This window comes from Paenibacillus jiangxiensis (assembly GCF_046098255.1).
Lineage (GTDB): Bacteria > Bacillota > Bacilli > Paenibacillales > Paenibacillaceae > Paenibacillus > Paenibacillus jiagnxiensis.
The window spans coordinates 226,904-247,768 of sequence record NZ_JBJURI010000005.1 but is presented as its reverse complement, the minus strand read 5'-3'; the positions used below and the strand labels follow the sequence as shown (position 1 = coordinate 247,768).

The window sequence follows — 20,865 nt, the reverse complement described above, 5'->3', positions numbered from 1 at the left end:
CTTCCCACCTACTTTTTCAGTTTGGGGTCCAGAGCGTCCCGGAGTCCATCGCCGAAAATATTAATTGATATAACTGTTGTAAAAATAGCAACTCCCGGCGGAATCCATAACCACGGATGCTTCTCGAAATCAATCAGGTTGTTGGCCGAGTCAATCATATTGCCCCATGTAGCTGTCGGCGGCATTACGCCAAGCCCGAAGAAGCTGAGCACCGATTCGCTCAGAATGGCACCCCCGATATTCAGCGTTGCCACCACGATCAGCAGCGGCACCAGATTTGGCAGCAGATGATGGAACAATTTGCGGCGATCACGCAGTCCCAGCACCGTTGCAGCCAACATAAATTCACGTTCGCGCAAACTGAGTATCTGCCCCCTGACCAGCCGCGCAAGCCCCGGCCAGCCAACAAAGCTCAGCATCAGCATGACAATATACATGCGGTAAGAAGTCGGCACCTTCCAGTCCGAGAGCAGCGCCCCCATGATAAACAGGATCGGCAGACTCGGCACCGTCAACAGCAAATCCGCGACACGCATAATCATCTGATCGACAATTCCCCGGTAATAACCGGCAATCGCACCCAAAATAGAACCAATAAATACCGACAGGGCCATGGAGGCGATCCCCACGGTTAACGAAATTCGTCCGGCCTGCAGCAGCCGCGTAAGTACGTCTCTTCCCAGCAGGTCCGTTCCCAGCCAGTGATTAAGGTCGGGTGCCTTGTAGGAGGCCGCCATATTGATTTTGCCGCTTGCATAAGGCGACAGCATCGGGCCGATAAAGCAGATGATAAACATGAATACGATATAACCAAAGCCGAATACTGCCAGCTTGTTCTTCAAGATTCGATGAAGCGACTGCCTCCACAAAGATGAGCGCGGGGCTTCCCGCTTGGCCTTCTTGATCTCCGCCACTCCTCCGCCGATGGAAGACATAGAGCTCCCCCTTGCCATATAGGATAATTGGTACAAGATTGTCTACTGCAACTGAATGATCTCTAAAGTTTGACCCTCGGGTCAGCCACATGATAGAGAATGTCCGAAAGCAGTGTGCCAATGACGGTCAGCACCGCAATGAACATCGTAAATCCCATTAACAACGGGTAATCCCTGACGGTAAAAGACTGCATATACAGCTGTCCGATCCCCGGCCAGTTAAAAATCTTCTCAATAATGAGTGATCCGCCGAATAGACCCGGAAGCTCGAACCCGACCAGTGTGATCGCCGGGAGCATGGCATTACGCAAAGCATGGCGAAACAGCACGGTCCGCTCCTTCATCCCTTTGGCTCTTGCGGTGCGGATATAATCCTGACGGATAACATCCAGCATGTTGCTGCGAAAATAGCGGGTCAACGATCCAACACCGAGCAGCACCATGACGGCCACCGGCAGGGTCATGTGATGAAGAACCTCAAGCACGTAAGCCCACCCGACTGTATTGCTTCCGGTCGTTGTCATGCCGCCCGGCGGGAGCCATCTGAGATCCACCGCAAACAGCTTGATCAGGAACAGACCGATGAAGAAGGACGGAATCGACATGGCCGCAAAAATCAGCACCATTACCAGGGAGTCGAACCAGGAATACTGCCTGTAGGCTGAAACAACACCAATGATGACGGCAATGACCCAGGTGAAGAAGGTCGAGGTGACCGCGAGCAGAAACGAGTTCCAGACATACTCATTAAACAGAGTCAGCACAGGCTTCTGCTGGGCTAGCGAAAATCCGAAATCCCCATGCAGCGCCCGTCCCATCCAATTCAGATAGCGGTCGATCAGCGGCTGATTGAAGCCATAGATCTCCCGCAGCTCCGCCTTGCGCTCGGGACTGAGCTTCAGGTTGTTTGTTATGAAATCTCCCGGTGTCAGTGCATACAGACAGAATATAAACAGTGAGGCCGCCAAAAGTATGACAACCATATATATCAATCTTCGCAGCAGATATGTGCTCATGACCGGCTCCTTTTAACTGAGCCGCCCGCTGATTCCCAGGCGGGCAGCGGGCGGCTGTCTTGTTTACTTCATGGTCCAATTCGGCAGGCTGGTGGAAATGCCCCAGAACGGATTGATCACTAACCCTTCAAGACGGCCGTTCGTAGCCACCACCATCTTGTTATTGCTGGTGAAGATGTATGGCAGATCATCGTTCACGACTTTGTAGAGCTCATGATAAATCTTTTTACGCTCCTCCATATCCGATGTTGCCAGTGCCTGCTCATACAGCTTCTTCACTTCCGGGTTATCATAACCGGATATTTCACCGCTGACGAAGTCGCGCACACCGTCCGCAGGGTCGGTCATGAGAGAGGTCGAGAATGCAGCCATGTCATAGTCTCCGCTTTCCAGCTTGGCAAGCTGGGAATTGAAATCCGCAAATTGCTCCGGCTCGAATTTGACTCCGATTGCCTTGTAGTTTTCAGAAGCAACCGCAATGAAGATGTCGGTAGCCTGTTTTTTGGAGCCAATGAAGTGAATGGTAAGCGGTTTGCCGTCTTTCTCCCGGATGCCGTCGGATCCCATTGTCCAGCCGGCTTCATCCAGCAGTTGGTTTGCTTTCTCCGGATCGTATTTATAAGGATTGATGCCTTCTTCCGTATAAGTCCAAGAAATTGGCGAAGTCGGGATGTTGGCTACCGTCGCTGCTCCCTGGTTGGAATCCACATAGATCGTCTGACGGTCAAGTCCATAGGTCAGCGCCTGTCTGACCTTCTTGTCCTGGATGGCCTCATGCTCAAAGTTCAGGCGCAGATAACCGTAATTGCTCGCTGTGTATGGCGTAAGATTGACAAATCCAAGATTTTTCAGCTTCTCGATATTGTCCGTCGTTGCAGGGAAGGATGCATAGTCCTGCTCTCCGGTCTCCAGGAACTGCCATGTATCACCATCTGTTGTTTTATAGATAAAATGCTCCAGCTTTGGTTTGCCCTTATAGTAGTATTCGTTCGCTGCAAAACGCACTTCCTGTCCAGGGATGAATTTCTCCAGCTTATAAGCGCCGTTGCCAAGCGGATTGGAGTGAAGATTTTTGATATAATCCAGCTGCCCAAATTTGTAATCCTTTCCGTAGTAGGCTTTGGACAAAACGTCACTGCCCAGCAGCAGGAGAGCTGTTGCATTAGGCTTCTCCAATGTAGCGGAAATCGTCTGCGGATCAATGACCTTGATGCCCTCGATCGACGAAGCCTTACCTTCCTTATAAGCTTCTCCACCCTTCACATGGGCTTCCGTGATATCAAAATCCCCGTCGTAGGACTTGTCATGCAGCAGGGTCCATGTAAAAGCAACATCATCCGCCGTCAAAGGCGAGCCGTCGCTGAATTTCGAATCCGGACGCAGGTGGAAGGTGTATGTAAGCTGGTCATCGGAAACTTCGTATTTCTCGGCAAGGTCGGCGTATGGGAGGCCCTCCTCATTCACGCTCACCAACGGGGCGAATAGAAGTGAGGTGACATTCCCGTCGTAACCGCTCTGGGCAAAATAAGGAGTAAAGGAACCGCTTGGATCTGTGAGTCCCACAATGACCGTATCGGTTCGTTCCTTGGCTGCTGCCGGGAGCTTGGATAAATCGGATGCCTTGATTGGCTCGGTCAAGCCTGCGGCTGCCGCTGTCTGGGCATTTTCACTTGTGGCGGTTTGGCCCGTTGTCGGCGCAGCCGTATTGTCCTCAGTGCATGCAGACAGCAGCAGGGCACCGGACAGGAATAGGGCCGACAATACATAAGTACTTTTTTTCATGGTAAACCTCCCTTGAATGTGAGCGATCTGAAGATCGTAGTTATATTTATAATTCCGATCCGCTAACTATGTTTTTTGATCGACAATTCATATTATAGGAACCATGTCCGGTTCTGTAAAGGGAGAACCACAAAAAATTCCACAAAAAACCGCCTTATCCAGGTGACCTTCGGTTCGCAAGATCGGGACGAAAGTTACTGGATAAGACGGTTTGTCGTTAGGATTCAGTTGCTGCAGCCATCTCGGACGAGCCTGTAATATACGACATCAGCGTCTGCTGAAGTTCCATAATGGAACGGCTACGTAAGGAATATTCCACCAGCGTCTCTCCTTCAAAATGAGCGCAGATCAGACCTGAACTCCTCAGCTTGAAGATATGGTCATGTGTAATGCCTTTGGACAGCTTCAAATGTCTGACAATTTCGATAAAAGTTCGTGGACCTTCATGCAGATAGCGCAATATTTTAAGCCTGCTGCGTTCCCCCAGTGCCCGGATCAGCCGCAAGTCGGGATTTGGGAAGACCTCCCCTGGAGCGAGATCGATCCGGGACGAGTAGTGACATATCATGAACCTGCCGTAGTCATAGACGACATTCACCGGTTGAAAATGATATTGCGGCACAAGGAGCAGCCGCTCCATGGCATCGGTCTGGCGGAACCGCATACCGCCCGTGGTTCGATCCACAAATTCATCGGCATCCCACAGCTGCTGCTCTTCCAATCTTACAGCGGTTTCCTGCTGAAGTGCTGCCAGAATGGCCGGATCAACCGACCGAAAATACTCCTCATACCATACGGGTAGAACAGAAAGATAGACAGAGCGAAAAAAAGCCCAGTCCTCAGGCATCATTACGGCATAGCCGGATGTCAGCTCGCGCAGGTCTTCGTTGCTCTGATCCTTTATCCACTGCAGGAATAAAGGCACGGAACCCGGATCCGGACACAAGATCGCCAGCAGATATACCAGCTTCCACTCGGTACCAATGACGAGCGGTGAAAGACCGGCCTTCAATTCGGGGGACAGCGTCTCACCCATAGCGGCTGCCCATGCAGGAGTCAGATCTATTTTCTTGTGGGACGGCCTGCAAATAAATGTATGTAAGCTGCTTAGAAACTCATAAACCTCTGCAAACCGGACTTCAACTTGATAAGCCATCCTGTGCCTCCCTTCCTCTTCACTTAAACTCCTACTTAAACGTGTCCCGCCGCTACCGGATACGGGCCAGCGCCAAGCCGTCATAGGATGGGAGCATTGTGCTCTCAAGCCGTTCATCCTCGGCAATCATCTGATTAAAACGTCTCATCGCCTGTACGGATGGACCATTCTTCTCCGAATTCAGTGTACGGCCGCGCAGAAAGCAATTATCTCCTGCTATAATAGCACCCGGATTGCCAAGCTCGATTGCATATTCCAGATACTTCGGGTAATTCTCCTTGTCCGCGTCAATAAAGAAGAAATCAAATTTGCGCCCTTCCCGCTTCAACTGCTCAAGGCTGTCCAACGCAGGCCCGATGCGGTACTCGACACGGTCGGCAAATCCTGCTTCCGCCAGATGCTTGCCAGCAAGCGCAGCGTATTCTTCCTTCAGCTCAAGAGACGTCAGTCTGCCTTCCGTCCCAAGCCCCCGAGCAAGGCATATCCCGCTGTATCCGCCCAATGCCCCGATCTCCAGAGCGTGCCGAGCCCCCGAGATGCGGATGAGCATCGTCAACAGCCGTCCGTATGCCGCCGCCACGGACACCTCGGGCATCCCTTTTTCCCGGATCGTGTCCTTGACCTTCAATAACAGCTCGTCCTCCCGGAACAACTGCTCTATATAATCTTCAGGTGCTGTGTTCAAATGTACTCCTCCTCAAAAAATGTTCAGCTTCAGCATAAGCGCGATCCTTGCCGAACCGGTGGAACCCGGTATGTATATTTACGGTTTGTCTCCAAGAATATAATCGCCTATACTATACGAATGAACCTTTGCCTTGCATGTTCGGTTTATTTTCCTGAGACCATAATATAGATTGTATTGTTTTTGGGGAATTGCCACAAGGCATTAGACAAGGCGGCCTTATTCAAGTGCCGTACAATCAAGATGGAGTGAATTGTTTACATGGCCCAACTGCAATTGATTGCAACTGCGCCGATGGGGCTGGAAGCCATCGTAGCGCGTGAACTGAAGGAGCTCGGATACCACGATCAGACCGTTGAGAACGGCCGTGTTGTTTTCACCGGTGATTTCATCGATATCTGCCGCTGCAATTTATGGCTGCGCAGCTCGGATCGTATTCTCGTCAAGATGGCCGAATTCGCGGCCACGACCTTTGATGAATTGTTTGAAGGCACCAAAGCAGTATCCTGGCAGGACTGGATTCCTGCCAATGGCGAGTTTCCCGTGGAAGGACGCTCGCATAAATCCCAGCTTAGCAGCGTGCCTGCCTGTCAGGGGATTGTAAAGAAAGCGATTGTTGAAAAGCTGAAGGAGACCTATCATACGGAATGGTTCCCCGAGAACGGGCCGCGCTATGTCATTGAAGTGATTTTGCTGAAGGACCGCGCCCTGCTTACATTGGACACCACCGGACCGGGGCTCCACAAACGGGGCTACCGCAAGCTCGTTACCGAGGCGCCGCTTAAGGAGACGCTGGCTTCGGCCATGATCCAGCTTAGCCGCTGGACGCCGAACAGGCCGTTCTATGATCCCTGCTGCGGTTCGGGAACACTGCTGATTGAAGCGGCCATGCTTGCCTGGAACCTCGCTCCGGGCCTGCGCCGCTCCTTCAACTCCGAGCATTGGCCGGTGATCGGCGAGCATCTGTGGGAAGAGGCCCGCAATGAGGCCATGGATCTCGTCAGGGACGATGTGGAATTCCAGATTGCGGGCAGCGACATCGACCCCAAATCCATTGAGGTCGCGCAGGCGGCCGTTAAGGCGGCGGGCTTGGCAGGGGAGATCAGGCTTGATGTCATGCCTGCCGCCAAAATCAGACCGGAAGGCGAATTCGGCTGCCTGATCACCAATCCGCCTTACGGCGAACGTCTGAGCGACGAGCCGGAGGTGGAAAAGCTGATCCGCAGCCTGGGACGCACCGCCGCAGGCATGCCGACATGGTCCTTCTTTACCATCAGCCCTACCAAGCAGTTTGAGCATTATTGGGGCCGCAAGGCGGACAAACGGCGCAAGCTGTTCAACGGCCGAATTGAGTGTCAATACTACCAATACCTGGGCCCTCTTCCCCCGCGGCGCAGGGAAGCCCAAACCGAAAAATAAGAAAAACGTCTATCGATACTTTCTGATATCTAAAAAAAATCTCGATCATGCAGAGAGCGGACCCCGCAGGGGCCCGCTCTCTCTTTCATTACCCCTTCGTGTTGAAAAGAAACGCCGGCAGGATATAATAAGTAGAGGCAAATCCGGTTTTTACACAGAGATCACATTCCGTTTACAAAATAATAGAATAGAGCTCTCTGATAACAAAATTCTCTGGGACTGGATAGATTGCCAAAGGGGGAAATGTAAATTGAACAGGTACAATTCCGGTATGATTCATCGTGCCGGAGCAAGGATCGGCAGCTGGCTGCAGAACCGTCATACAAGGTTCTGGATTTTTGCCATACTGATTCTGTATAAGCTGGGGCTGCTCCATTCTCAACTGCACGCCCCGAACATCGATATGAATCCGCTGGACTATGTCATTGCCTTTGGTTCACTGCTGATGGCCAGCTTCTGGACCTTCTGGCTGCCTCCGCGCGGGCGGTTTGCAGCGCTGGCTGTATTAAATGTGCTGCTGACTGCGCTGATTTACTCGGATATGGTGTATTACCGGTATTTCGGCGATTTTATCACCATTCCCGTACTGCTGCAGGCCGGTCAGGTGGAGTCGCTTGGAGGAAGCATCGCATCGCTGATTCATTGGCAGGATATCTTCTTCTTTATAGACTGGATTCTCTTTATTCCTTATTTGATATGGATGACAAAGCTCCGCCGCAGACAGCCCGGCCGCTTGTTTGAAGGCCCTGTTTTTAGTGGAAATGGACGCCGGACAGGCAGAAAAATGATGCTCCGGATTGGTACCGGCTTGCTGGCCCTAGGCTTGGGATGCGTTTTGACCTTCGGACCGATCAAGATGTATACCTCGACATGGGCCAAAGGGCTATTTGTTGGCAACTGGTGGTCGCTCGCGCTTTATAATGTGACAGGTCTGCTCGGGTTTCACGGCTACGATATTTATCGTTACGGCATGGATCATTTGGGGCCACAGCCGGTGCTCGGCCAGAAAGAAATGGACAAAGACCTGAACTGGTTCAAGGACCATCAGAGTCTGATTCATGTGGAAAATGAAACCTATGGCAAATACAAGGGCAGCAATGTCATGATTATTCAAGGCGAGGCCTTTATGAATTTCTTTATCGGCAAGCAAATCAACGGTCAGGAGATCACACCCAATTTTAACAAGCTGATGAAGGAAAGCATGTATTTCAGCAATTTCTATCATCAAACCGCCCAGGGGCGAACCTCCGATGCCGACTTTTCGGTACAGGGCTCTCTGCACCCGCTGCAGACGGGATCGGTATTCATCCGTTATCCGGATCATGCCTATGATGTGCTGCCAACCATTCTGAAGCGGGAAGGGTACAGCCCCAATGTGTTTCATGCTTATGACAGCAGCTTCTGGAACCGGTACTCGATGTACAAGGCCATGAATTATGACCATTTCTACAGTAAAAAAGACTTTGTCATTGATGAGCCGCTCGGGTGGTCGCTGGGAGACAAATCCTTTTTCAGACAATCGGTCAGCAAGCTTGAGGAACTGAATGGGAATCCGTTTTACGCCTTTATGATCACCCTGTCGAGCCATCATCCGTATAACATTCATCCGGAAGGCACCGGACTGGACACAGGCGAGCTCAAGGGCACCATGTTCGGCGATTATCTGGAATCCGTGCATTATGTGGATCAGGCTCTCGGCGAGCTGGTGGCACAAATGAAAGCGAACGGCATGTGGGACAACACCATTCTGATGTTCTACGGGGATCATGATAATTCCATTCAGGACAAGGCGATGTATGAGAAGTTTTTGGGTAAATCCCTGTCAGACCTCGACATGCAAAAAATCATGAATCAGGTGCCCCTGCTTGTGCATCTGCCGGATAGAGGAAGCGCGGGCATATACAACGAACCGACCGGCCAGCTTGATATTGCTCCTTCCATTCTGCATTTGCTGGGCATTTCCTCAGAGCCTTATCATTTTATGGGCAACAATCTGTTCAGCGGCAAACAGCGGATGGTCGTCCTTCGCACGGGGGCATTCACGGACGGAAAGGTATACTACATCCCGTCCAAGGACAATACCTTCGTCAACGGAACGTGCTACAATGCGGGTACGGGAGAGCAGACCGATATCCAGGCCTGTGGGCCGGGTTATCAGGAGATGCTTAACCGGATTTCCATATCGGATGAAGTCATCACCTACGACCTGATCCGCCGCTGGAACCCCGCCGCCATGAGCACAGAGCCAGCCGCCGGTACGAAATCTTCATCGCCATGAACAGAGGAAAATAGAAAGCAACCATTTTTATTTAAAAGAAGCAAAAAAGAACGAGAACAGGAGGGAATTGGCTCATGTTCTCGTTCTTTTTTTACCCAGTCAGAAAACGCAGGAGATGCGATTTCTTATTGGGTGTTTTTAAGTATGGATATGCACGGAGCAGCGGAGAGAACGAAGCAATTCCGGAAAAGCGGAGCGTTCGCCTTTGGCCCGGAGGGTCAACAGCGATTGTAGGAATGCTTCGTTCTCGGAGCCTTTCAGAACAAGATTCTGCTGCTTATTTCAGCCCCGTCTTTTTAATCGAATCGAGCCTGCGTTCCTCGGCTGCCATCATTTCCTCTGCTGCTTCCATCACATCGTCCCCAAGACTTTCCCTGGCCTGATCCAGTGCGTGCCTCGCGTGAGCCTGGGAGTGCTCAGCCTGCTCCACCAACTGTTCGTTCGGATGTGACATTGCCTGCGTTACCGCATTATGAAACCTGTCCACCGAATTTTGCGTTTGGGCGGAAACACTCTGATTTTGCAGATTGGAATCGTATTGCGACATCACCTGATCCCCTTTCGCGGAGCTAATAAGTATTTGCCCTATAGGATGAACAGGCGGAAGCAGGACTATTCAAAAACCCCCGTTACCGTCTCGTCGGCCTCGGGGGATCTTTGCTGAATGCACCTAAGGTATAATCTTATAAATCCGGATCAAGCCTTCACACTCGGCTGTTTGATAAATGCTGCAGCCTTGGCCAGCACTTCTTCCTCTGTCGGTGCGCTCACATACCGTCCGTTCACATACACAAACGCACGCTTGCCGCAGGGCCCGCAATACGATTTGCAGCCGATTTTGATCTCGGCATCGGGCGCCATCTTCTGCAGCTTCGGAATAATCGTCTTCATCCGGACGAACTGACATTTATCACAGACACGAATATCGTTAGCCATAATTCATCCTCTCCATGCGGCCTTAATGGTCGCCGTGGTTGCCCATCGAAGGATTCGTAATGACAAAGCCCTCTTCGGGGAAATACAAATAGTCTATTTTGACACCGTCCAGGAACGGTTGGCCTTCCTCAAGAATCACGTCAATGTCTTTATCTGTGGAGACTACGATATCTCCTTCCTTCGGCGTGTCGAGGTCGAGACCATAGTGCGCATGATCCCCGTGCGCGTGAGTCACAACCACTCTTAGCAATTTTCCGCTGTTCTCGGGTTTATCCAGTTCAAGCTTCAGCACTTTTGCCGCATTGCGTGTAATTTTGCATTTCATTTGCTTCATCTCCTATTAGGCTGCATAATTTATAATATTTCAGGATTAAACGCATCCCTGATGGTTGAAAGTCAATATTCCTATTGTAATGAATAATTTATAGAATCGCAAGACTGGTTATTTGAACCACGAATATTGTTCATTTTACCCGGATGCGGTCCGGCTCGGAAAGCTGAGGATATTTGCGCTCCGTTCTGGTCACGAACCAGTTCATGAGAAGCATCGTTACACCGATATCGTCAAGAGGCATGAACGGGATCGGAATGATGATGTCCGGAAGAACCCAATAAAGCAGTGCAGGTACAAGAAACAATAGCTTGTCCCCAAGCGGCACCCGAGAAGAAGCAAGCAGGCTGGGAAGACGGCGCAGTATGTGCGACCACTGCCGCAGAGACCATAATTTTCTCCATTTCATGGATATCAACTCCATTTCACATCTTTTGCAGCCAAATATAATCTTCATGTATAGCATACCCGTTTCCAATGAAAATGAAGAAGGCTGGCGAAAAATCAGGCTTCCTGCCGGAAGCGCTGATCTTCTCGCAAGTTAAATTACGCCGATTTCCCGTAAAGGTTTCAACCATTCAGCAGCTCAAGCCGGAAAGCGCGGCTGACAGCACCTGGCCCGTATCCCTGCACAAGCTGTCGAAATCCCGCAGCGGCAGCGGATTGACACCTTCCCCCAGTTCCACCGTAAAACCCGGCCTGCCGAATTCAAGGATAAACCAATCCTTATAGCCTGCATCACTGTCGCTGAGCCTGACTGCCCTGTAATTCGCGGCATCGGCCAGCCTCTGCACCCATGCCAGGCTGTCCGCCGGCTCCCTGTCGCGGTAATTCCAGTAAATCTCGCGCCCCTGGGTATGAAAAGAGATCACCATATCCGGCTGCAAACTGCGTGTCCAATCGGCCAAGGCACGCGCTTCAGGCTCGGAGAGCGGTTCTGTTCCGCCATAATCGCGCGGACCCGGTCCCTTCGTGGCCCGCCGATGCAATTCGTCCTCCCAATGTGCCGGAAACTGGTCATTCAGATCGATACCACGGATGTTGGCTTTCCAGGAGCTAAAATCAGGGTTCCCCTCATTCCATTCCAGAACATTCTCCCGTTCAGGATGGGGAGCGCCTGCCCCTTCAAGAACCAGGTCCACACCGTCCGGATTGACCATAGGCACTACGCTTAGTGTAATATCCCGCAGCCAGCGCTCGGGATCATGTCCATGAAGGGATCTTCCGGCTGCCACCGCAGAAGCATAACACTCCAGAAAATGCAGCACGCACGGGGTGGTAATCCATTCGTTGGCATGGACCGCCGCATTTACCGCTATCCTGCGTTTCCCTTCACCAATCTCTACACAGGGAATGCTTTTTCCCATCACACTTTTGCCTATGCAGCTCACTTTTACAAAATTATATTTTTCGTGCAAATGTTCGATATCTTGCATTAGATGCTTATACCCGTAACTCCCGGACAACCATGTTTTCCCAGAACGAATAACAGCTTGTTTCATTCCCATTCCTCCCGGCAGCATGCTTCCGTTTCTCTGCTTCAGTTCCTATACGATGTTATACTCCAATTTATGCCAGCCTACCCAATCCGTGATTCGGGACCTTTTCTATAAACATGAAAAAAGCCGCTCCTCGCGGAACGGCAACATTGAAGCTTCCTAGTGCATTCATTCATGATCATTCAAGACGGGTCACCTGCCACAAGACAGGGATGTTGCGGATTTGCTCCCCAAGCCACTGTCTCGCAATGCTTCGAAACAGGAGAGGATCCCCGGAGCAGTAAAACTGATGGATCGGCGATGTATCTCCGGAGGCTAGCTTGCCCTTGTTATAAAGTATTGTGCTTGTCTCTCTTGCCGTCTCATCGGCGGAGCTTATAAGCTTGACATGAGGCCCCATCACTTCCTGAATGGTCTCCCTTAGAAAAGGATAATGGGTGCACCCGAGAATAAGACAATCAATATCATAATTTTTCATAGGTGAAAGTGACTCTTGGACAATCAGAGAAACGTTTTCCGAGCGGAACTCTCCCCTCTCCACGATAGGAACCAGCGAAGGACAAGCCAGACTTACGATCTCAATATAAGGAGACAGCTGCTTCAAGGCTGTGGTATATGCGCCGCTGCGAATGGTCCCGACCGTGCCGATAACTCCTACACGGCCTGTATTCGTAGCGCTGATGGCGGCACGGGCTCCTGGATGAATGACTCCGATCACGGGCACGCTGACCCTGCTGCTGATTTCGTCAAGCGCCGCTGCCGTTGCCGTATTGCAGGCAATGACAATGACCTTGGGATCAAATTGAATGAGAAAATCAACGATCTGCCCGGTAAATTTCAAAACCTCATCAGCCGGACGTGGGCCGTAGGGGGCTCGCGCGGTGTCTCCGAAGTAAATGATCTTTTCGCGCGGAAGCTGACGCATGACTTCTTTGACAACGGTCAGTCCCCCCACGCCGGAATCCAAAATTGCAATAGCCTGCTGCACGAACACACCGCTTTCCTCATTGTTGTTATCCCTCTTGCTATCACTCTTCTACATAACTTATGTGAGACAAGTTCAAAAGGTACGTTAAAAGTGAAACAAAAGGCAGTTCACCACCAGGTCCGCGGCGGCCTGTTATTAGCGGAAGGCCATGCAAAAGCCGGACCCGTTTCCCTTAGGAACGAGCCCGGCCGCACTTTCAGATATAATAGCTGTCGTTGTTTTCCTGGCGTGCTTTCGGCTTCTCTGCATCGATCGCAGAGATGGTTACCTTTTCCTCTTCCTCCTGCTTGCCATACGCTTGGCGGACTTCCTGAACCGCATAAGAAGCCGTATCCTTGACGATGTCTACAAGCTGGAGACCCGCTGTCCCGATTTTGTCCGCCACAGACAGGCTTGCCTCGCTGAGCTGCTGGGTGCAATCCGCCAGATCCTTGCGCAGTTCGCGCCCCGATTTTGGTGCCAGCAGCAAGGCTGCGGCTGAACCAAGAATGGTGCCGGCAATAGCACCCCACATCACCAGTTTGCTTTTTTGATCCATAACAATCTCTCCTTCGACCAGGCCCCACGACCGGAAAGACCCCGTCGACGGAGCAGCGCTCCGGGTAATAATGGAGTGCCTCCCTCTAGCGAGAGCTGTCTTACCGGGCGAACGCCCACCTTTTTAATGCATTATAAGCAGGATGGGCTTGGCTTGTTACAGCAGGAGACATTCTGTTAGGAATTAACTTTGACGCGGTAAGATCTTGTACCTGCAGCAGCGGCCGCCCTCCGCCAGACAGTCGGTACGGAGCACCTCCGCTTCCAGCAGTTCCTCAAACATATGCTGCTCACACTCGCAGGCTTTACGGTAACGATTCGCTGCCTGCGCAATCGGGCAGTTGTACTCATAGAACGTAAAGCTTCCGTCTTCTTCCGTGTTCCAATACGTCATATAACCGGCTGTGTGCTGAATTTCTGCAAGCTTCCTGATCCGTGCCGGCAGGGACCTGCCCTCAAGCTGCGGCATATAACGTCGGATCAGCTTGCGCTTTCTTCCTTCGAAGAGCGCATCAACGGCCACTGCTCCCTGAAGCTCATCCAGCTCCTCCAGCAGGTCCACCAATAGATGGTCGTAGTTGCGCGGAAACTGCTCATCCCCACGTTCACTCAGGCCAAATTTATAGACAGGCCGTCCCATAGCCTGGCGCACAACGGCGACCTCGACAAAACCTTCCTGCTCCATAGCCTTCAGGTGTCTTCGGACCCCCATCTCGGTAATGCCGAGCTCTGCTGCCAGTGAAGAAACGCCCATGGGTCCTCTTGTTTTCAGCAGTGTCATAATCAGACGTCGTGTAGACATTTCAGGTACCGTATTCATCATAAACTCCAATTCATTTACTGCCCGCTGGCTGTGTTCCCAATTCACGGTCAAGATAGCCTTCCACACTGGCCGCAAACCGTTCCAGCACCTCAGGCAGCAACGGAGTCAGCTTATGAAGCTCTGTCCGTTTCCAGCGGAAATATTCCTGAACCAAGGGCTTACGCAGGGATACCAACTCATAAATCGGCGCAAAAACAGACTCGTCAATGACTTCTTCCCCATGAATGATACTAATGATGTCTTCGTAGCTGCTTGCGTCACGCATAATAAAGCCGTCAATCAGATAGCTGCCCGCATCAGTTACCGTCTCGATCGCCAGATGCAGGCAGCGTTCCTGCACCAGGCCCTGCATCAGGTCGCCAGTCCAGCCGGACGAGACCCGGCGCAATCCTTCCGCAATCTCGGGAATTGCCTTGAGACGCAGCTCAATCTGCTCTCTGTTCACATAGTACATTTGTGCCGCACCTCCTTCCTGGCAGAATTGCCGTCAAACCGGTCGTTTGCACCATGTCGGCCATTCCACGTCATTCGCTGCCTGTCAGATTTCATAATCCACCGCAAAGGATACATCCTTCACTTCGTTGATATGCTGAATGATTTCCTGATGCACCGGATGAACCTGGTAAGCCTGCAGGTCCTGCAGATTTTCTAACACCACCGTCAGGGAAATATCGAAGGAACGCTCGGAGCGAATGACATCGACCCCCACCTCCAGCGACAGCACTTCCTTGATTTTACCGTTCATGCTGCGCAGAACGGAGGCCGTATGTTCAACGCTTTCAGGAGAGCGGTCTTTTAGTTTAAAAAAGACGATATGCTTAATCATAGGACAGACTCCTTATTTCTAAATTTGTAGAGGTAGTTCAAAAAGTCATCTTTTGAAGAGCTTGTCCTGAAATTTTATCACAGTTCTCCCTGATAGGGGAAGATACCGCGGGCAGGGGGTACCTGCCATCAAGCCATCATGATGGATCTTCGTCTTTCGGTTTTTCCCCTTTGTCTCTTTGCTTGTCCTTCAGAGCTGAAAGCAAAGTCTGAAACACGGGAGGAAGCGGCATTCCCAGTACGGAAAAATTCTCTGTAATGGAAATGACCTCGTTAAACAGATAAAAATAAATGGCGCCTGCTTGTACAGCCTCCCCTCCCAGAAGCAGGTCAATTTGGTGGGCAAGGCTCACCACCATCAGCATAATTCCCTTGCGGGTCAAGCCCCAAAATCCCGTCTTGCTGCTCAATCCTTTTCCCGATTTGATCGCCGCCGCTATACCTGTCACAACATCTATGGCCATAGTAACGATAAACACCCCAAGCAAGGGGCTCCATTCGCCGAAGGCATAGGTAATTATCCCCCCGGTTACTGCACACGAAATATTGATTAACGGGTTGCTCATCGTCCTCTCCCCTTTCATTAAACCTGTTACATTATATGTAAATGAAGGAAGAATGAAAGTGAGTTTGTCCCTGCGCCGCGCTGAAAATTTATAGATTCATAGAATTGGTAATAACCGCGTTTTTTTTAATTGCTTCATATAGTAAGCAGGTCCCTGTATTCGGCTGATCAGCTATGAAAATAGTTTTATAAAAAATTGATTCGGCCGTACACTTGAAAATAATCCGCGTGTATTGTAGTATTTGTTTAAAAAAAATCGGAGGATATATGCCTAAACAACAAGAACGACATTCCATTCAGGCGTGGTCTCTGATCAACCGCAAGTATTTGGGAAAGGGTGTCCGCGTTAAGCGCTTTCGCAAACCAACCCGCTGTCAAATACGCAACAGGGTTCTCCTTGCAGTGCTGATGGCAAATGACATCAAGCTCTCGCAGCTTGCCGAAGAATTATCCATATCATCCCGGAGCGTCAGCGCCTGGGTGTACGAAGGACGAATTCCCGGCAATACAAATCTGGAGAAAACATGCCGATTGCTTGGTTATCCACGCCATATTCTCTTTAACGAGGGTGTGGTCCGCGGTTGTCCGGTTATCTGTCAGCCAGCCCCTTCCCGATTCATGAAACGTACGGTAACACGGTCTCCGGTAAAAAACCGGATTTTGGCTGGATTATGCATGGTTCATGATCTGTCCGTGACCGATGTCAGCCACTGGATCGGTGTTCATCCGGGAACCTTCCGCAAATGGCTGCATCAAGGCACAGTACCTTCGCAGGCGTTTCAGGACCAGGCTGAACAATTTTTTCGCATCCCGAAATCCATTCTGTTTGCAGATGCCATACTGGCAAAGTAGGCCTCTGCAATGGGTTCACGCTCTTTAACACTTTAATATTGTGCAGGGGTGTAATCATTTAATTATCTCCTTAAGCACAAGGAGCACTGTCAGCTTTAGTGGCCAACAGTGCTCTTTTTGTTTTTTATATGCCATTTTCTGCTCCAGCTCGGGAAGTTCCAGCGAACGAAACATTCCTCCAATCGCTATTGACCTCAAATTTCTGATGATTATTGGTTCAGCGGTAGAAATTTGGTGCCAAAGGCGAACGCTGCCGCTTTTCCGGAATTGCTTCGTCCTCTCCGCTGCTTCGTGCATTCCCTACTTCACGCCCCCATCGGGCTGGATAGATTTTAAACTAAAATTGCGGTTATTCGGCGGACACAGCTGAAAGCATTTGATGTTCATTTATATATTTCAGGCCTGTATATCTGTTGCGCAGGGTATGTGCGGTATGCAGCGCACGGTCCAGTTGCTCTGCGCTGACGCCAAGTTCGTCTATTGTCGCCGGGCCGCCGACCTGACGGAGCCAGGAGCGCATCTGCTCTGTTGAAGGAAGGCCGCGATATATCCGGAATGCCTCCAGACTTTCACGCTCCTCCAGATTTCTGTAAATGTCCGCCAAAAGCGCCGAAGCCACCCCGACCTTGGCCCCATGCAGAATCTGCTTTCTTCCTTCCTTTATAAATTCCATTTCAATACGGTGTGAAATATGGTGCTCGCCACCGGAGGCCGGACGGGAATGGTCAATGATCAGCATGGATATGCCGGAAGCAATCAGCGCTTCCATTAGAATACCTGCTCCCTCCGGGCTTCCCTGCGCGATCGCGTCGACGCCTGCAATGCAAGCCTCAAGGGCTTCCACGGTGATCCGGCTGCCCAGCGGACAGTAGGGCTCCCGTCCCAGATCCCTCGATACATGCCAATCGGCAAGCGAGGTATACTTGCCCAGCATATCGCCGAAGCCGGCCGCCGTCATGCTCTGCGGAGCCGCTGCCAGCACGGACAGGTCTGCAAAGATGGCTTCAGGCGCCACTGCCTGAAACGTCTGCTTAGTCCCGTCCACGATTAAGGGTGCTCCAGCGGAGGTAAACCCGTCCACCGAAGCAGCCGTTGGCACGGATATGAATGACAGCCCCATTTTATAACAGACAAAGCGGACCAGATCATGGATCGTACCGGAGCCGACGGCCAGCACCGCATTGCTCGTTTCCGTGACGCTGAGCAGCACTTTGACAATATAGGCCTCGTCGGCAATGACATCTCCTGCGCTGTTCCCTTGCAAACGTATTTCGTCGGCATGCAAGTCGGCTGCGTGCAGATCATTAAGCACTCGCTCGCCGGCTGCCCTGAAGGTATGCTCGTCATTAACGACAGTGACATGGCTGTAGCCTTGGCGCTGCAGATAAGGAACAATTTCGTTCAGGGCACCTTCCTGCATATAAATCTGCATGCTCACCTCACGATGCGGATTTCCGCATGAACAATGCTGCGCTTCTTCATTCCACTTCTTGATGCGTTCGTTCATGTTCATCGCTGTGATTCCTCCCGGTCTGGAATATTTCACACAAGAATGTAAATAATGATTACTATCGTCGCAGAATATCACGCTAATAAAGCCCAAAATCAAACGCTTTTTTCACCCTAATTGTACGCACATCTTACTGTAAAAGTCTACCGAAATACGTACATGTGCGGTCAATATATTTGAAATGTATTGGAGGAAGGAAGTCTGCATGAAAGTAGCCAAAGATACCGCCTGTGCGCTTGGATGGCTCGCCGGAACTACCATGGGCAGCGGGATCGCTTTTCTGCTCCAGTGGCAGGCCTATGACGCAGTCTGGTCGGTAGCGATCGGCGGAGCGGCAGGGATTATGATTGCGCTCGTGTACCGCTTCTGTATACGCCGTGTCCAGTGGCACGGAACGCAAAAAAACAGTCCTCAATAAATTTTGAGGGCTGTTTATGATTTTTACGCCAGAAAGTCGCTGACTCTGCAAAACCAGACCATATGTACGGTGCCCGGTCCCCAATAGTCTTTCACCGCCGCATAAGGCTCGCCGAATTTTTGCTTCCATTTCTCCTGAGCCCGTCTATACCCGCTGTCCAGACAAAATTCCTCAACCCCACGGCTGTGAAGATATACGGCCACTTCCTTGATCAAAGCAGACGCTATTCCCTGGCCTTGATAGCCTGGTAAAACATATAAACTGCCCAGTTCCCCCACCTGCGCCAATTGATGGTCTGTACAGGCATTAAGATCTTGGTTGGATGGTCCAAAGGAAATTGTTCCGACCACAATGCCATTCTGTTTCGCAAGCCAAAAACGGGTTTGCGACTCATCCTCCTCCCTCGCACTGCGGAGCATATTTATTTTGTGTTCAATCTCCCCCTGCATATCATCTGTCAAATGTCCAATCCCCTCCTGTTCAAAAGCATCAGGGATAACCGTCTCGAACACATGGCAGGCCTGCTTGAAATCGGATAGACTAAACTTTGTGATGGTAAGCCCGTTCATCATTTTTTTGTTCCTTTCCTTATAAGTCGTGTAAGTATGGAATCATCATGATTTTCCTATAATCAGCGTTTCTTTTCAACAACTGCTTAGGGGGCAAAACCTGCACCGATATTGTCGGACCGATTCCTTCCCGTTTTGATACGATACCAGCAGAAAGGAGGTCATGAGCTTGGATGCACTGAAACAGGTAAACCTGGCCATGAGCTATATCGAAGCCAACCTGGGCGGGGAAATCGACTTCAGGGAAGCTGCACGGCTGGCCTGCTGTTCGGAGTATCACTTCAGAAGAATGTTTTCATTTCTGGCCGGCCTGTCCCTCAGTGAATACATCCGCCGCAGAAGACTGACGATGGCTGCACTTGAGCTTCAAGAGCTTGAGCATGTTAAAATCATTGATCTTGCCGTCAAATACGGCTATGATTCATCGGATTCATTCGCACGGGCTTTTCAGGCCATGCATGGCATTACTCCCTCGGCAGCACGCAAGAAGGGCGCTGCTTTAAAGGCCTTTCCGCCCATGGCCTTTCAACTGACCATCAAAGGAGGAAACGAAATGGATTATCGGATTGTGGAGAAAGAAGCTTTTCAAATTGCCGGCATCAAAAAGCAGATCACTTTGATTTATGAGGGCGTAAATCCGCAAATAGATGAGATGTGGGCAAGTTTAACGGAGGATGATTACACCGAGCTGAAAGGGTTGTCCAATGTGGAGCCGCAAGGCATCCTATGCGCCTCTGCCAACTTCACCGAGGGACGGGCAGAAGGAACGATGCTGGATCAGTACATCGGTGTCGCTACAACCCAAGCGGTTCCGGAGCGATGGGAGACTCTGCAGGTAGTAGCAGGCACATGGGCTGTATTTACAGCCATCGGACCGTTTCCCCAGGCGCTTCAGGACGTCTGGGCAAGAATATATGCCGAATGGTTCCCGACTTCCGGTTATGAAACATCAGGAGGACCGGAAATTCTTTGGAATGAAAGCAAGGATACCAGCAGCCCGAATTACAAAAGCGAAATTTGGGTGCCTGTAACAAAGCCTCTTTCCTGAACACGACAGTGGCACTAAACCTGCGTAAGCCTTGATTACCAAGGTCTTACGCAGGTTAATGAATAGATTACTCGACAGGAATCCAGCCATAATTCCCCGCCATATAACAATAACCTTACCCTTCGTTAAGAGAGTAAGGTTATTCCTGGTGTATACAATATCATTGAACGGATTCTACATATTCGGCAAGACGATCCCACGTTTCTGTAAAGCCCTGCTGCATGCCCATATCGATCACGGTTTTCACTGCATCCGCAGATGGATACACAGCCCGGTTTACGACCTTCGTTTTGCCGTCCTGCTCGATAAAGGTCAAAGTGATTTCCGAAGAAGGCATGTTGTCTGCGGTATTGCCCTCAGCATCCGAGAAGTAGTCTGTATACACGATTTTCACCCCGTCCACGATCTCACTGAACAACGCCTTGGCCCATGATTCGAATCCGTAAAAATCCCCCTGGTTCTGATCCATACACTTCATGCAGTAGTGCCATATCCCGCCAGGACGAAAATCGATATTGCAGACGGTCAATTCCCAGCCGCGTGGACCCCACCATTGCTTTAAATGCTCCGCCTCAGTAAACGCCTTGAATACCAGCTCACGCGGCGCGTTAAAGATTCGTTCCGCAATTATTTCCTGCCCTTCCGCCTTAAACATCATTGAATTCGTCATCATCGTTTCCTCCCTGAAATGGA

General features: G+C 50.8%; 24 protein-coding genes. 5 read left to right on the top strand and 19 right to left on the bottom strand.

Going from position 1 to position 20,865, the window contains the following annotated elements; all coding sequences use genetic code 11:
• Positions 1-8 precede the first annotated feature (8 nt).
• The 5 genes from opp4C to ACI1P2_RS07675 all read right to left on the bottom strand — a co-directional run bounded on the left by opp4C (position 9) and on the right by ACI1P2_RS07675 (position 5,574).
• The gene (gene opp4C / locus ACI1P2_RS07695; protein ID WP_355318403.1) at positions 9-935 is read right to left on the bottom strand and encodes an oligopeptide ABC transporter permease; all 927 of its coding nucleotides are present in this window, start codon (positions 933-935) and stop codon (positions 9-11) included.
• Positions 936-997: 62 nt separating this feature from the next.
• Entirely contained in the window at positions 998-1,951 is a 954-nt protein-coding gene (locus ACI1P2_RS07690) for an ABC transporter permease (RefSeq protein WP_355318401.1), read from the bottom strand.
• Positions 1,952-2,014: 63 nt separating this feature from the next.
• Complete coding sequence (locus tag ACI1P2_RS07685) at positions 2,015-3,733, bottom strand: ABC transporter substrate-binding protein (protein WP_355318399.1); 1,719 nt, start codon at positions 3,731-3,733, stop codon at positions 2,015-2,017.
• 217 nt (positions 3,734-3,950) lie between these two features.
• A complete protein-coding gene (locus ACI1P2_RS07680) occupies positions 3,951-4,889 on the bottom strand; it encodes an ArsR/SmtB family transcription factor (protein ID WP_355318397.1) in 939 nt (312 codons plus the stop codon).
• Between the two features lie 52 nt (positions 4,890-4,941).
• The gene (locus tag ACI1P2_RS07675; protein WP_355318395.1) at positions 4,942-5,574 is read right to left on the bottom strand and encodes an O-methyltransferase; all 633 of its coding nucleotides are present in this window, start codon (positions 5,572-5,574) and stop codon (positions 4,942-4,944) included.
• A gap of 261 nt (positions 5,575-5,835) precedes the next feature.
• On the opposite strand from ACI1P2_RS07675, the gene ACI1P2_RS07670 reads away from it, so the two are divergent.
• Both ACI1P2_RS07670 and ACI1P2_RS07665 read left to right on the top strand, forming a co-directional pair.
• On the top strand, positions 5,836-6,993 hold the full coding sequence (locus tag ACI1P2_RS07670) for a THUMP domain-containing class I SAM-dependent RNA methyltransferase (RefSeq protein WP_355318393.1): 1,158 nt from the start codon (positions 5,836-5,838) through the stop codon (positions 6,991-6,993).
• A 271-nt stretch (positions 6,994-7,264) separates the two neighbouring features.
• Positions 7,265-9,271 carry an LTA synthase family protein gene (locus ACI1P2_RS07665; protein ID WP_355318482.1) on the top strand — a complete coding sequence of 669 codons (2,007 nt, stop codon included), beginning with the start codon at positions 7,265-7,267 and terminating at the stop codon, positions 9,269-9,271.
• Between the two features lie 277 nt (positions 9,272-9,548).
• Here ACI1P2_RS07665 and ACI1P2_RS07660 read toward each other — a convergent pair whose 3' ends face one another.
• The 11 genes from ACI1P2_RS07660 to ACI1P2_RS07610 all read right to left on the bottom strand — a co-directional run bounded on the left by ACI1P2_RS07660 (position 9,549) and on the right by ACI1P2_RS07610 (position 15,776).
• Positions 9,549-9,818 carry a hypothetical protein gene (locus ACI1P2_RS07660; protein ID WP_355318391.1) on the bottom strand — a complete coding sequence of 90 codons (270 nt, stop codon included), beginning with the start codon at positions 9,816-9,818 and terminating at the stop codon, positions 9,549-9,551.
• 149 nt (positions 9,819-9,967) lie between these two features.
• Positions 9,968-10,207, bottom strand: a complete 240-nt coding sequence (locus ACI1P2_RS07655; RefSeq protein ID WP_355318389.1) for a YuzB family protein — start codon at positions 10,205-10,207, stop codon at positions 9,968-9,970.
• Positions 10,208-10,229: 22 nt separating this feature from the next.
• Positions 10,230-10,532 (bottom strand): iron-sulfur cluster assembly accessory protein, encoded by a 303-nt coding sequence (locus ACI1P2_RS07650; protein WP_355318387.1) that lies wholly within the window; start codon positions 10,530-10,532, stop codon positions 10,230-10,232.
• Positions 10,533-10,671: 139 nt separating this feature from the next.
• The gene (locus tag ACI1P2_RS07645) at positions 10,672-10,947 is read right to left on the bottom strand and encodes a hypothetical protein (RefSeq protein WP_355318385.1); all 276 of its coding nucleotides are present in this window, start codon (positions 10,945-10,947) and stop codon (positions 10,672-10,674) included.
• A gap of 169 nt (positions 10,948-11,116) precedes the next feature.
• Entirely contained in the window at positions 11,117-12,040 is a 924-nt protein-coding gene (locus tag ACI1P2_RS07640; protein WP_355318383.1) for a M14 family metallopeptidase, read from the bottom strand.
• A 175-nt stretch (positions 12,041-12,215) separates the two neighbouring features.
• Positions 12,216-13,025 carry a glutamate racemase gene (gene racE, locus ACI1P2_RS07635; protein ID WP_355318381.1) on the bottom strand — a complete coding sequence of 270 codons (810 nt, stop codon included), beginning with the start codon at positions 13,023-13,025 and terminating at the stop codon, positions 12,216-12,218.
• 196 nt (positions 13,026-13,221) lie between these two features.
• Positions 13,222-13,563 (bottom strand): YtxH domain-containing protein, encoded by a 342-nt coding sequence (locus ACI1P2_RS07630; RefSeq protein WP_355318380.1) that lies wholly within the window; start codon positions 13,561-13,563, stop codon positions 13,222-13,224.
• A gap of 183 nt (positions 13,564-13,746) precedes the next feature.
• The gene (locus ACI1P2_RS07625) at positions 13,747-14,382 is read right to left on the bottom strand and encodes a helix-turn-helix transcriptional regulator (RefSeq protein WP_355318378.1); all 636 of its coding nucleotides are present in this window, start codon (positions 14,380-14,382) and stop codon (positions 13,747-13,749) included.
• Between the two features lie 13 nt (positions 14,383-14,395).
• On the bottom strand, positions 14,396-14,839 hold the full coding sequence (locus ACI1P2_RS07620; protein WP_355318376.1) for a DUF86 domain-containing protein: 444 nt from the start codon (positions 14,837-14,839) through the stop codon (positions 14,396-14,398).
• Between the two features lie 84 nt (positions 14,840-14,923).
• Positions 14,924-15,211: a Dabb family protein gene (locus ACI1P2_RS07615; protein ID WP_355318374.1), complete on the bottom strand. Its 288-nt coding sequence runs from the start codon at positions 15,209-15,211 to the stop codon at positions 14,924-14,926.
• Between the two features lie 136 nt (positions 15,212-15,347).
• Complete coding sequence (locus tag ACI1P2_RS07610; protein ID WP_355318372.1) at positions 15,348-15,776, bottom strand: phage holin family protein; 429 nt, start codon at positions 15,774-15,776, stop codon at positions 15,348-15,350.
• A 266-nt stretch (positions 15,777-16,042) separates the two neighbouring features.
• Between ACI1P2_RS07610 and ACI1P2_RS07605 the strand changes: the two genes are divergently transcribed.
• On the top strand, positions 16,043-16,627 hold the full coding sequence (locus tag ACI1P2_RS07605) for a helix-turn-helix domain-containing protein (RefSeq protein ID WP_355318370.1): 585 nt from the start codon (positions 16,043-16,045) through the stop codon (positions 16,625-16,627).
• A 349-nt stretch (positions 16,628-16,976) separates the two neighbouring features.
• Here ACI1P2_RS07605 and ACI1P2_RS07600 read toward each other — a convergent pair whose 3' ends face one another.
• On the bottom strand, positions 16,977-18,140 hold the full coding sequence (locus ACI1P2_RS07600; RefSeq protein ID WP_355318367.1) for a sn-glycerol-1-phosphate dehydrogenase: 1,164 nt from the start codon (positions 18,138-18,140) through the stop codon (positions 16,977-16,979).
• A 202-nt stretch (positions 18,141-18,342) separates the two neighbouring features.
• Between ACI1P2_RS07600 and ACI1P2_RS07595 the strand changes: the two genes are divergently transcribed.
• A complete protein-coding gene (locus ACI1P2_RS07595; RefSeq protein WP_355318366.1) occupies positions 18,343-18,555 on the top strand; it encodes a hypothetical protein in 213 nt (70 codons plus the stop codon).
• Positions 18,556-18,578: 23 nt separating this feature from the next.
• On the opposite strand, the gene ACI1P2_RS07590 is transcribed toward ACI1P2_RS07595, so the two are convergent.
• Positions 18,579-19,127: a GNAT family N-acetyltransferase gene (locus ACI1P2_RS07590; RefSeq protein WP_355318364.1), complete on the bottom strand. Its 549-nt coding sequence runs from the start codon at positions 19,125-19,127 to the stop codon at positions 18,579-18,581.
• Between the two features lie 166 nt (positions 19,128-19,293).
• Here ACI1P2_RS07590 and ACI1P2_RS07585 point away from each other — a divergent pair, with 166 nt between their 5' ends.
• The gene (locus tag ACI1P2_RS07585) at positions 19,294-20,172 is read left to right on the top strand and encodes an AraC family transcriptional regulator (RefSeq protein ID WP_355318362.1); all 879 of its coding nucleotides are present in this window, start codon (positions 19,294-19,296) and stop codon (positions 20,170-20,172) included.
• Positions 20,173-20,332: 160 nt separating this feature from the next.
• Here ACI1P2_RS07585 and ACI1P2_RS07580 read toward each other — a convergent pair whose 3' ends face one another.
• Entirely contained in the window at positions 20,333-20,845 is a 513-nt protein-coding gene (locus ACI1P2_RS07580) for an SRPBCC domain-containing protein (RefSeq protein WP_355318360.1), read from the bottom strand.
• Between the last annotated feature and the right edge of the window lie 20 nt (positions 20,846-20,865).